Source organism: Anaerobacillus sp. ABR4_321, assembly GCF_056158505.1.
The window spans coordinates 1,158,401-1,170,635 of sequence record NZ_JBSWTK010000001.1; the positions used below are offsets into that span (position 1 = coordinate 1,158,401).

Sequence of the window (12,235 nt, forward strand, 5' to 3'; positions counted from 1 at the left end):
GTAGTCCAACTTGATCCCTTTTATTTATCCGCCTATCGTTTTACGAATACCGAGAACTTTTTCAAGTTCTGATCGCTTTTGATTTTCAACAAGGATGTATAGAACATCGTTTACTTGCACCTTCGTTTCACCAGAAGGCGCAATCAGTTCATCTGCTCGAATGATCGCACTCACTAGAACCTTTTCTGGAAAAGAAATGTTTGATAGCTCTCGTCCAACGAGATTTGAAGACGATGTGATGGTGTAAGGAATCATCTCTGCGTTTACCGTGGTCGATGAAACAAGCTCAAGTGAATGAGATGGAACATGAACTTCTGGTCCTGTAAGACCAAGACGCTTTGCGATAAAAGGAATGGTAGTTCCCTGAAACAAGGCTGACGTCAATACGATTGAAAAAATGAGGTTAAAGAACAGCTGACTGTTTTCGAGACCAGCCAACAATGGGAACGTTGCGAGTACGATTGGAACAGCTCCTCTTAAGCCAGCCCATGAGAGAAACACCTTTTCTTTTAAAGTGAATTTAAAAGGTATACTCGATATAAAAACGGCAACTGGCCGTGCGATGAAAATGAGTATAGCTGATAATGCTAGTCCTTTTAATACGATCCATGTAGAGAATAACTCAGCAGGAAAGACGAGGAGACCAAGCATGATAAACATAAGGATCTGCATCAACCAAGCGATGCCATCATGAAAACGGAAGATCGACTGACCATAAGGAAGACTCTTCGTATTCCCGAGTACCAGTGCAGCAGCGTAAACAGCTAAAAGCCCGCTTGCATTGATGAGGTCTGTCACGCTGTATGTAAACAGAGCGATGGCGATGGAGAACACAGGGTATAAACCGTTCGAACCAAGATCGATATTTTTCATGGCCCAGGATGCTGCGTATCCTAGGAGAACTCCGAATATGAGTCCAACACCCATCTGCCAGAAGAAGGAAAGAACGACTGAAGCTCCGATCGTTTTTTCTCCAATCGCCACTTGAAGAAGAGAAAGTGTTAAGAACATTGCCATCGGATCATTCGATCCAGACTCCGCCTCGAGTGTTGATTGAAGTTTAGTCTTAATATTTTTTCCTTTCAATACAGAGAACACAGCAGCCGCATCTGTAGAACCAACGATTGCACCTAAAAGAAGAGCTTCGTTCCACGTGACATCGAGAAGCAGCTTTGCTGCCACCCCGAAGAGACCTGCTGTGATCAGAACGCCTATCGTTGCGAGCGATAACGAAATAGGGAGGACTGCTTTTGTTCTTCGCCATTCAGTCTGAAGACCACCATCGAACAAAATGAGGACAAGTGCGAGGATCCCTAATGATTGGGTTAATGAAGCGTTATCGAAATAGATGAACCCAAACCCGTCACTTCCAAAGAGCATTCCGACGATAATGAAAAGAACAAGAGCTGGCACACCTACTCGTGATGAGAACTTCGCCATCATCACGCCACCTATTAAAAATAACGCACTAAATAATATGACCGTATCTGTTTCCATTTTGTTGCCCCTTCTATCATTCACATCAAACGTATGCGCTGATCTTATTAAGTGTTTCACTTAATGAAGACCGTATACCGTACTTCGAGATTTGACTAAATTTTATCATATAAGAAGGGCAGTCACTAATATTTTGAATTGTTTACTTTAGGTGGGAAGTCCCTATTCTAGGCGCAGCGCTTAAATAATCAGAAAATTCATTGAAATAAAAGTCGCGTTACGTTACACTGACGTTATAAAATACAAAATACTGTATATTGAGGTGGAGACGTTGGACGGCAAGTGGGAGAAATTATACAACAAGAATGGTCTGGCAGCGAGGAGAATTGCTGGAAGATTGTTATCCATCGAGCCAGGAAGCAGAATTCCTCGGGTCAGTGATTTCGTTACAGAAACATCTCTTGGAAGGGGGACGATTCAAGGAGCATTTCGATTACTACAAGAGATAGGGGCGATCGAACTAGAAGCAAGAGGGCACCTCGGGACATTTCTGGTTAAGACGAACAAGAAATTGCTTTGGGAAGTTGCGGGTCTTGGCGCTGTTATGGGTGCGATGCCGCTACCATATTCACGAAAATATGAAGGGTTAGCAACAGGGCTCGTGCAAGTGTTTGAGGATATGAAAATCCCTTTTAATTTGGCATTCATGAGAGGGTCATCGAATAGAATCGACGCACTGAAGGAAGGCAGGTATGATTTTGTAATCGTGTCACGCCTTGCAGCGGAGTTTGCGATTGAAGAAACAAACGCTGTTGAAATCGTGAAATCCTTCGGGAATTATTCCTATGTTTCTGGTCATGAAATTCTTTTTGCAGATCGCAAGGTTACTGAAATCAAACCTGGGATGAGAGTTGGGATCGACTACTCTTCAGCGGACCAGCATATGATGACGCAATATGAAGTCGAAGGGTTAGATGTTGAGCTCGTCGAAGTGAATTATATGCAGTTGATGGAGATGCTCAAAAACCACGAGATCGATGCTGCTGTATGGAATAAAGATGAAACTGCACTCTCTGAAGGCTTAGGAAAAAGAGCTTTTCGCTCACAAAAAGCTGTTGAGATCAGTAGAAAAGTAAACGAGGCTTGCTTGCTCCTACACCGAGATCGAAGCGAACTTTATGAGTTTTTAAGTGAGCTTTCATTGAGTAATGTTATTCGCATTCAACAGCAGGTTGAAGATAGAAAACGTTATCCAAGGTATTAAGAGTAGAACGTCACTTAATCACGGAACAAATATACTAAATATTGTATATTGGAGGTTATATGCATTGACGACGATTAATGAGCGACTCAACATTCTGGAAGAGGGAAAAGTGATAAGCCCTGAAGCGGCGCTGATAGCGGAAAAAGCTGTACAACGGTTAATAAGTAAGTCTACTGATCTTCCTCAGAACAAGCTTGAAATGCTTGTGACGCATCTTGCCACAGCGCTCACCCGAATGTCTAGAGGAGAAAAAATCGATCAACCGGCTGAGGTATTAGTTTCAGAGGTGGACAAAAATGAGCACGTGCAGTCGGCTTTAGATGAAATCAAGTGGGTGGAAACAGTTTGGGGGGAAAAGCTTCCTCCAGCAGAAATCGCATTTTTAAAGATTCACTATGTATCTATTTTTCAAGAATTGAAGGAGGATCAATCGCAATGAAAATTGTAATCGGTGGTCAAGTTGATAAAAAAGAGGTAGAAGCACTCGTAAAAGAGTATGGACCAGAAGGAGTCGAGACATCGATCAAATCGGATGTTGAAGCTGCGATGGCAGTAAAGACAGGGCAAGCAGATTATTACGTTGGAGCATGTCATACGGGTGGTGGCGGCGCGTTAGCCATGGCGATCGCGATCGTAGGGAAGCCACAGTGCGTGACAGTATCTATGCCGGGACGTAAGCCAAATGAGGAGAAGATCAATGAAGCTGTAAAAGCAGGGAAGAAAGCTTTCGGTTTTACATCCGATCACATCGAAACGGCCGTACCTATGATTATGAAGGCGATTAAAGCACGATAATCTGAAAGGAGAATCGCATGATGGAAATGGTGCTCATTATACTGATCGGTGCGATGGCGGCGGTTTTGGCGAATTTGAACCTGGCTGTTTTCAATGATGGCTTGCGGCCGATCGTACCAGAAAACACGGAAGGTCGTATGGGGCGTAAAGAGCTCGGTGTCACAGCCTTTGCGATGAGTTTTGGACTCGTTATCGGATTTGGTATTCCATTTACGATCACAGCAAGCATTATTTTGATACATAGTATTCTCCTCGGAACAGACATCATTGGGTTGATGACACCAAGAAACAAGTGGGGTACACCAGTGGCTGCAGTTATTGGTGGTGCCTATGGTGCAGGGTTATTAGTAGGGTTAGAAGGATTTGTAGCTCTCTTTGAAAAACTGCCGCTGAACTTTCTCGATGCGATGGGGCAGGTAGGATCACCCGTAGTCGTAACGTTCATGGCGTTCCCAGCCCTCGCTGTTGCCTTACAGTTTAGTGTAAAAAAAGGTGTACTCACGTTTATCGTTTCGGCAATCGTGAGACAGCTAGCCGTTTGGTTAAATGAAAGCGGTGTCTTGACGTTTGGCGGCACAGCCGTCACGTTGAACCAGGAAGGAATGGCGCTGATCGCAGGCATGATCTTCTTGATCACCTATGCTGTGCGTCAGAAGTCAGATTCAGAAGGAAGTGGGATCGATCTTGCTTCCGTTTTTAGTGAACGGGTGAACCGTATTAAGAAACACGTTGTGTATTTTATGATCATGGGTGGACTGATCGCTGCAGCTACGAATCTATTGATCATGGCGGGTGATCCGATTTCACTTAATTTAATCGCTGAAGGAAAAGTAACGGACGGTGCGATTGCAGCAGGAGCTCGTGCGCTTGGTTTTATTCCTCTCGTGGCGAGTACCGCGATCGCAACGGGCGTGTATGGTCCCGTCGGATTTACCATTGTTTTTGTCGTAGGCTTACTCGTTCCAAATGTGTGGGTCGCTTTAGTAGCTGGAGCCATTACGATCTTTCTAGAAGTCATGCTACTTAGCAAAGTAGCGCGTTTTCTCGATAAGTATCCAGGTGTTCGCCAGTCGGGTGAAAACATTCGTACGGCGATGACGCGTCTATTAGAAGTGGCACTCTTGATCGGTGGAGCGAATGCGGCGAATGCGATTGCACCTGGCCTCGGTTTCTTCATTATCGCTGGTTTTTACTTATTGAATGAAATTGCAGGTCGTCCGATAGTGAGGATGGCAGTTGGCCCAATCGGAGCGATCGCTGTAGGAATTCTTGCAAATATTCTCGTGTTACTTGGTATCATGCAGCTGTAAAAAGGAAGGTGGATTCACGATGATTCAAACTGTAACCGGTAAGATTTCTTCGTCAGAATTAGGTGTATGCGCGGCTCATGAACATCTTTGTATCGATCTCTCACGAATAAAAAATGATCCCGACACCATCCTTGACGACGTTGGAGGCATGGAAGAAGAACTTCGTCGTTTCAAACTCGCTGGGGGACAAGCGATGGTTGAAGTCACAAATGAGGGGATGGGTAGAAATGCATCACTTTTAAAGAAACTTAGTGAAGCGACGGGTGTCCACATTATCGCGAGTACTGGTTTTTATAAAGACCCATTTCTTCCGACCCGGTCGTCGTCTTGGAACCGTGATGATTTTGCTTCGCATATGCTTCATGAAATTCGTTATGGCATCGATGGAACAGAGGTGTACCCTGGCGTTATTGGTGAGATCGGCAGCAGTCACAATGAAATTAAGCCGATTGAAAGGGAGCTGCTGATGGGTGCTGGCGTTGCGGCGATCGAAAGTGGATTGCCAGTCACGACCCATACAACCCTCGGTACGATGGGTGTCGAGCAGGTTGAGCTCTTTTTAAAACTTGGACTCGATATGGAGCAGCTCATCATCGGACACCAGGACCTCAATACAGATGATGCTCGCATTCTTGCCGTTTTAGAGGCAGGAGCGTATGTCGCGTTCGATACGATTGGAAAAAACAATTATCGTCCCGACACGGAGCGTCTTCAATCGCTTCAATATTTGTTCGAACGAGGGTTTGGATCTCGTATTCTTCTATCTGCTGACTTAACTAGAAAATCTCACTGGCATAAGTACGGAGGAATCGGCTACTATTACGTGCTCAATTCGTTTGTGCCACTTTTAAAAGAGCATGGTTTTTCTGATCGTGACATGAACATGCTTCTTATTGAAAATCCCGCACGTGCTTTTTGTCAGAAGGTGGTTTGCTCATGATTGATGTAGCATCCGTTTTAGATCAAATGGCCATTGAGGAAGCCAAGCGCTATCAATTTAAAATCGTCGATCGAATGACAAAGGAATTTACAGATAACGACATGTTTCAGGACGGCGATCGTGGGCTCCATCCAACCTACAAACGCCCGAAAACTACTGCAAAAGTAGAACGTGTTTTTGCCGATGTTTTTAACGTTGAGCATGGTGCACTCGTCAGGGGATCTGGTACGGGAGCCATTCGCTCTCTGTTGAGTGCTTTGTTAGGTCCGGGGGACGAGATCATCGTCCATTCGGCTCCAATATATACGACAACAAAGGAAACATTTCGTATGTTGGGGCTTCAAGCTCTACAGGTCGATTTCAATAAGTTGGATGCTGTTAAAGAAATAGCCTCTTCAACAAAAGCAAAGGTCTTTTACGTACAGCACGCGCGGCAGCAACCGAACGATACGTATTCACTAGAAGCGGTGATCCGAACGGTCAAATCAGTGAATCCAACGATCGATGTTGTGGTCGATGATAATTACTGTGCGTTAAAAATGCCAAAGATCGGCGTTGAGCTTGGGGCAGATTATTCAACCTTTTCAGGATTTAAGCTGCTAGGTCCAGAAGGTGTGGGTGTCATCGTAGGGAAAAAGGATGCGATCGAAATTGTCCATCAAAGGAATTATTCAGGAGGAAGCCAGGTGCAAGGTCCTGAAGCGATGGAGCTGCTCCGTGCCATTCCGTTTGCTCCTGTATCTTTTGCCATTCAAAGTGAGCAAGTCGATCACTTATGCGAGCTGTTAAATCGAGGGGCAGTTTCAGGCGTGAAGAATGCTACCATCACGAACTCTCAATCAAAGAATGTCATCGTCGAGTTGATCGACCCTGTTGCAAAAAACGTCATCGAGAGAAGTAAAACATTCGGAGCTGCGACGTACCCGGTCGGGGCGGAATCACGATATGAGCTCGTACCGATGATCTATCGCGTGTCTGGTAGTTTTCTAGAGAATAACCCGAATCTCTTAGACTATGGGTTGAGGATCAATCCGATGAAAGCAGGCGCGCATACGGTTGTTGAAATTCTGAACAACGTGATGGAGGAGTTGTAGTAGATTAAACGGGAGGTGCTGTGATTGTTTCTAACACTTACGAAGGAAAGGAATCCAGAGCTCATAAAGACTGGTGTTAACCTCCATCAAACTGGAGAGCTTCCTCCCAATACGTATGTCATCGACCTCGATACCGTAGCGGAGAACGTGGAACAGATGGCTCGTGCAGCTGAAGAGAATGAGTTCTCATTATATTTTATGAGTAAGCAGCTCGGTCGGATGGGTGAGCTAGGGAAATGGATTGCTGAACATGGAATCGAGAAAGCAGTAGCGGTTGAATTTGAAGAAGCGAGGAGACTTCACAAATCAGGGGTTGCACTTGGGAATGTGGGGCACCTCGTGCAACCTGGGAAGAACCAGTGGGAAGATGTCCTTTCGTTTAACCCTGAAGTTGTGACCGTGTTTACAATAGAACGAGCCAAACAGGTATCGGATGCTGCGGTAAGGTTAGGGAGGAAGCAGGACGTTCTCCTTCGTGTTGTTCAAGATGGTGATACCATCTATCCAGGTCAATGGGGTGGGTTTCATTTAGATCGACTCGATGAAGAAATCTTAATTCTACAAGATCTTCCTGGAATTGAGGTCGTCGGCATCACGTCATTTCCACTACTGTTGATGGATGATGATCGAGGAGAGATGACGTTTACGAAAAACTTAGAAACGCTTCTAAACGCGAAGGAAAAATTAGAGTCAGCGGGTTTCACGATCACACAGGTAAACGGACCGAGTGCGACGAGTACGGAAACCATCCCGATGCTGAAACGAGCAGGCATCACCCATGGTGAGCCTGGCCATGCGTTGACGGGGACAACTCCCCTTCATGCGGTTCGCACTCTTCCTGAGAGGCCAGCGATCATCTATCTTTCAGAAGTATCCCATCAAGATGATGACAATGTTTACGTTCTTGGAGGCGGGTTTTATGAGCGGGGGAAAGTGACGGGCGCATATGTAGGACATAACCCTGAAACCATCTTTCGTACTTTTTTAAAAGAAAAGCCTATGCCATCCGAGTATATCGATTATTATGGAAGGCTTGAGCGAGGAACACCGGTTTCTGTTGGGGATACCGCCGTTTATGCTTTTCGAACGCAAGTATTTGTCACTCGAGCGAACGTTGCACTTGTACGAGGGTTACATTCGAAAAATCCAGAAATCGTGCATTTGGAAAGGAGAGGCTAGTGTGAAAGTAGGAAAGGTAGTTGTGATGCTACTGGTCGTTACGTTAATTACCAGTATTCCTTTTCAGTCTGCTAACGCAAAGGGATACGGTGATAAGCTTAGGCATGGGAGTGCAAAAAGTGTTGATATGAACGCCTTAGATGAGATCGACAACGTTGTCGAAGACGCAATTGAAAATGAGGTAACGCCAGGGGCGGTCGTTTTAATCGCGAAGGACGGAACGATCGTGAAAGAGTCAGCCTATGGCTATGCACAGAAGTATGATATGGGGACGTTACTCGACCACCCCCGTCAGATGAAGAAAAAAACGATGTTCGACCTTGCTTCCCTGACGAAAGTAATGGGTACGACCCAAGGGATTATGAAGCTAGTAAGCGAGCGGAAAATTTCTGTTGATGATCGCGTGACGGAATACATACCTGAATTCGGACAGAATGGTAAGGAAGACGTCACAGTTGCTGACCTATTAACGCATACATCTGGTTTAACACCTTGGCAGCCTACTTATTTAGAAGCTGAAGATTCTGAAGACGTTCTTGAGACTATTTCGGACATGTCCTTAGAGTACGAAACAGGTACAGATCGACGCTATAGTGATTTTAGTTTCATGACGTTAGGATTTATTATTGAGCACGTAACTGGTCAGCGTTTAGACCAATACCTTATGAAAGAGGTATATGGCCCTCTTAAAATGAAGGATACGATGTTCACTCCTCCTGATAAACTTGATAAAAAGATTGCTGCTACGTCATGGGGAAATCCCTTTGAATATAAGATGATCGATGATCCGAACTTCGGTTACTACGTCCCTGAAGAAGCAGATGACTTTTCAGATTGGCGTCAGTACACGCTTGTTGGAGAAGTAAACGATGGTAATAGCTTTTATGCGAATGGTGGAGTAGCTGGGCACGCGGGACTATTCTCGACGGCCCGTGATCTCGCTGTTCTTGGGCAAACGATGCTGAATGGTGGAAGTTACGGGAAAACCACATTGTATAATGAATCTACTCTTTCTACTTTCACGAAACCTCAGCGATTTGGACAAGGATACGGATTTGAATTGAATAAAAGCTGGTACATGGGTGAAGGGCACTCTGAACGTGCATTTGGTCATACAGGCTTTACTGGGACGCAAGTGATTTTCGATCCAGCATACGATTTGCAAATTATCGTACTGACCAACAAACAAAATAACGGTCCGTTAGAAAGTGGTTCTTACCCAAGCACTGGAGGATTATCGAAGGATATCGCGAATCTAGTTTATGAGTCTATTAAATAATGAATAAACCCTGATCTCTTTTGAGCGATCAGGGTTTGCTTTTTTTTATAAAAAGGAGGAACTATACAGATGCTAAACCCGAAGAAAATCATACTAGACTGTGACCCGGGTCACGATGATGCCATCGCGATGATCCTTGCCGCTTCCAACCCGCACATTCAACTTGAAGCGATCACGACTGTCGCCGGAAATGTGGAAGTGGAAAAAACGACGCTAAATGCTCTAAGAATGTGTGACATCTTAGGGTTAGATGTTCCTGTTGCGGAAGGTGCAGCCGAGCCCCTCATTCGAGAAAGAGAAATCGCACCTACGATTCACGGTAAGACAGGTCTCGATGGGCCACATTTTCCTAATGTTCCGAGAAAAGAAGTTAGTGATCAACACGCAGTAGATTTAATCGTTGAAAAAGTGATGGATTCAGATGGAGACCTTTACCTTGTTCCGACAGGACCACTTACAAACATCGCTTTAGCTATTCAGAAAGAACCACTCATCACAGAAAAAATAAAAGAAATCGTCGTGATGGGTGGAGGGACTTTTGGAAACTGGACGCCAACGGCTGAATTTAATATTTATGTCGATGCGGAAGCTGCTGAGATCGTATTTAATAGCGGGGTACCTGTGACGATGTTCGGTCTCGATATTACGCACCAAACGATAGCAACTGAAGAGATTTTGAAACAAATCTCTGAAATCGGAAATCCTGTTTCGAATCTTGTAAGTGAGCTATTAGCCTATTTCTCTACCACGTACAAAGAGGTGTTTGGGTTTGACGGTGCACCGATCCATGACGCGTGTACAGTTGCGTACTTAATCGATGAAACGATCTTTGATTTTGAGAAGGTGCGAGTTGATATAGAGACGGAAGGAACGTACACCTACGGAACTACGTGCGTTGACCGTTTGCATGTGACAGGTAGAGAGCCGAACGTAAAGTTTGCAACGGAGCTTGACTATGAAGGGTTTTGGCGATTGCTAGTTGGTGCGTTACGTGCATAGAAAAGATCGGGTGGTGCCTGGCACCACCCGATCTTTGTCATGTAATAAAGTTTCATACAGTTTAGCTCTAAAATGTCACAATATTCAAAAATAATTCAAATCTCATAGATATATAGTCCTCTAAAAACCACCTATTTCCTCCCATGCAGTACTAAGGTGGTATAGACGACTATAATGGAAGAGCGTTACTCTTTACTTATTAGGGGTTTTGACGCATTTCATTTATGTAAAAAGGAGGAGCAAATGAGAAAAAAGACGATGTCTATTGTTTTATCCACCGTACTTGGAACCTCTTTATTACTACCTGGTATAGAGGCAGACGCGAAGGGTCCGACGATCGAAACAAAAGGGAAACATAATCAGCATCAGTCTTCTGAGAAAGTTCACCCTGTCTTTTCTTGGGGGGAGCCGGGACCTACTTCTGCAGTACTTCACAAAGGATCAGTTCGAGGAGCAGGCATGCGTGTTGAACCATTGAACGAGATCGATGATGTTTTAGAGACAGCGATCGAAGAGCAAGTCATGCCAGGAGCGGTAGCGTTCGTTGCAAGGCGAGGGCATATCGTGAAAGAAGAAGCCTACGGGTATCAAGCTCGGTATACTGATGATTCGTTTACTGAAATGGATGACCCTCTAAAGATGGAGAAAGATACGATCTTTGACCTCGCTTCAATCAGTAAAATCTTCACTACAACTGCTGCGATGACGCTTTATGAAAAAGGAATGTTCGAACTCGATGATCCGGTAGCTGAGTATATCCCTGAGTTTGCTGCGAACGGAAAAGAGAGCGTTACCATCGAGCAACTCATGACACATACTTCTGGGTTCAAACCTTGGGTTCCTTTGTATACCATCGATGGAAATCGGGAAGAACGGATGCAGTATGTGTTAGAATACCCGCTTCGATCAGAGCCTGGTACAGAGTATACATATAGCGACCTCAACATGATTACGCTCGGTGCCCTAATTGAAAAGTTATCTGGCATGCGTCTTGATGAGTATGTGCAAAAGACTATCACAGAGCCCCTTCGTATGAATGATACGTTTTACAATCCTGACCCACAATTAAAGAACCGCATTGCCGCAACAGAATACCAGCCATGGACAAATCGTGGACTCGTCTGGGGCGAGGTACACGATGAGAATGCCTGGTCTTTAGATGGAGTAGCCGGTCATGCTGGGGTTTTTTCAACGGCAACAGACCTTGCCAAGTTCGCTCATATGTTTTTGATGGATGGGCGTTACGGGGGTGAACGGATACTGAAACCGGAAACAGTAGCCCTACTTACCGAAAATCGCATACCACAGTTTCCAGGTGACGATCATGGATTAGGGTTTGAACTTCAGCAAGGATGGTTCATGGATGCGCTGACTGAAAGCACGACCCTTGGACATACAGGCTACACAGGTACGTCTCTTGTCATCAGTCCATCGAATCAAACGATCGCGATTCTTTTAACAAACCGCGTTCACCCTACGAGAGATACGGTATCAACATCTCCCACAAGGAGAGCTTTTGCAAGACAGGTGGCAGATGCCATCCCAGTAGACATGCCGAAGAAAGCTGACCCGTGGTTTGCAGGTTATGGTGACAAAGCAGTAAAGCACCTTATTGCAAATATCGATGTGAACAAAAATTCTACATTATCGTTTCATACATGGTATCAATTGGAAGCAAACTATGATGTAGGAAAAATTGAAGTTTCCAATGATGGAGCAAATTGGACAGCTTTAACGGAGCTTACTGGCAATAGTGATCAGTGGGAAAAGAAACAGCTGATGGTACCAGAAGGAACAAACTATATCCGATTTTCTTATGATACGGATTCCTCTGTTAATAAACGAGGATGGTATGTCGATGAGGTAGAACTGAACGGAGAACGTCTCCATCTCACAAGTGATGAGTGGATGAAACGCTCATATTGATATTCATAAAAT

11 protein-coding genes are annotated in these 12,235 nt (G+C 44.8%); 10 read left to right on the forward strand and 1 reads right to left on the reverse strand.

The window, feature by feature from the left end; genetic code table 11:
• Positions 1 to 24 precede the first annotated feature (24 nt).
• Complete coding sequence (locus ACXADT_RS06115; RefSeq protein WP_474833701.1) at positions 25 to 1,497, reverse strand: potassium/proton antiporter; 1,473 nt, start codon at positions 1,495 to 1,497, stop codon at positions 25 to 27.
• A gap of 262 nt (positions 1,498 to 1,759) precedes the next feature.
• On the opposite strand from ACXADT_RS06115, the gene yhfZ reads away from it, so the two are divergent.
• The 10 genes from yhfZ (at position 1,760) to ACXADT_RS06165 (ending at position 12,223) form a co-directional block, all read left to right on the forward strand.
• On the forward strand, positions 1,760 to 2,701 hold the full coding sequence (gene yhfZ, locus ACXADT_RS06120; RefSeq protein ID WP_474833703.1) for a GntR family transcriptional regulator YhfZ: 942 nt from the start codon (positions 1,760 to 1,762) through the stop codon (positions 2,699 to 2,701).
• 64 nt (positions 2,702 to 2,765) lie between these two features.
• Positions 2,766 to 3,140, forward strand: coding sequence for a PRD domain-containing protein (locus ACXADT_RS06125; RefSeq protein ID WP_474833704.1), 375 nt, complete (start codon positions 2,766 to 2,768; stop codon positions 3,138 to 3,140).
• Positions 3,137 to 3,496 (forward strand): DUF2620 domain-containing protein, encoded by a 360-nt coding sequence (locus ACXADT_RS06130; protein ID WP_474833706.1) that lies wholly within the window; start codon positions 3,137 to 3,139, stop codon positions 3,494 to 3,496. The genes ACXADT_RS06125 and ACXADT_RS06130 overlap by 4 nt, the downstream gene beginning before the upstream one ends.
• Before the next feature lie 20 nt (positions 3,497 to 3,516).
• A complete protein-coding gene (locus ACXADT_RS06135) occupies positions 3,517 to 4,806 on the forward strand; it encodes a YhfT family protein (protein ID WP_474810374.1) in 1,290 nt (429 codons plus the stop codon).
• A gap of 19 nt (positions 4,807 to 4,825) precedes the next feature.
• Positions 4,826 to 5,746, forward strand: coding sequence for a phosphotriesterase family protein (locus tag ACXADT_RS06140; protein WP_474833708.1), 921 nt, complete (start codon positions 4,826 to 4,828; stop codon positions 5,744 to 5,746).
• Positions 5,743 to 6,840, forward strand: a complete 1,098-nt coding sequence (locus ACXADT_RS06145) for an aminotransferase class V-fold PLP-dependent enzyme (protein WP_474833709.1) — start codon at positions 5,743 to 5,745, stop codon at positions 6,838 to 6,840. The genes ACXADT_RS06140 and ACXADT_RS06145 overlap by 4 nt, the downstream gene beginning before the upstream one ends.
• A gap of 24 nt (positions 6,841 to 6,864) precedes the next feature.
• Positions 6,865 to 8,019, forward strand: coding sequence for a YhfX family PLP-dependent enzyme (locus tag ACXADT_RS06150; RefSeq protein WP_474833711.1), 1,155 nt, complete (start codon positions 6,865 to 6,867; stop codon positions 8,017 to 8,019).
• Between the two features lies 1 nt (position 8,020).
• Positions 8,021 to 9,298 carry a serine hydrolase gene (locus ACXADT_RS06155; RefSeq protein WP_474833712.1) on the forward strand — a complete coding sequence of 426 codons (1,278 nt, stop codon included), beginning with the start codon at positions 8,021 to 8,023 and terminating at the stop codon, positions 9,296 to 9,298.
• A 69-nt stretch (positions 9,299 to 9,367) separates the two neighbouring features.
• A complete protein-coding gene (locus ACXADT_RS06160; RefSeq protein ID WP_474833714.1) occupies positions 9,368 to 10,297 on the forward strand; it encodes a nucleoside hydrolase in 930 nt (309 codons plus the stop codon).
• Positions 10,298 to 10,540: 243 nt separating this feature from the next.
• On the forward strand, positions 10,541 to 12,223 hold the full coding sequence (locus tag ACXADT_RS06165) for a serine hydrolase domain-containing protein (protein WP_474833716.1): 1,683 nt from the start codon (positions 10,541 to 10,543) through the stop codon (positions 12,221 to 12,223).
• Positions 12,224 to 12,235: the final 12 nt, after the last annotated feature.

Coding starts and splice junctions, on each gene's coding strand:
- ACXADT_RS06160 (WP_474833714.1), top strand. CDS start 9,368: ATGCTAAACCCGAAGAAAATCATACTAGACTGTGACCCGGGTCACGAT.
- ACXADT_RS06165 (WP_474833716.1), top strand. CDS start 10,541: ATGAGAAAAAAGACGATGTCTATTGTTTTATCCACCGTACTTGGAACC.
- ACXADT_RS06140 (WP_474833708.1), top strand. CDS start 4,826: ATGATTCAAACTGTAACCGGTAAGATTTCTTCGTCAGAATTAGGTGTA.
- ACXADT_RS06145 (WP_474833709.1), top strand. CDS start 5,743: ATGATTGATGTAGCATCCGTTTTAGATCAAATGGCCATTGAGGAAGCC.
- ACXADT_RS06135 (WP_474810374.1), top strand. CDS start 3,517: ATGGAAATGGTGCTCATTATACTGATCGGTGCGATGGCGGCGGTTTTG.
- ACXADT_RS06115 (WP_474833701.1), bottom strand. CDS start 1,497: ATGGAAACAGATACGGTCATATTATTTAGTGCGTTATTTTTAATAGGT.
- ACXADT_RS06130 (WP_474833706.1), top strand. CDS start 3,137: ATGAAAATTGTAATCGGTGGTCAAGTTGATAAAAAAGAGGTAGAAGCA.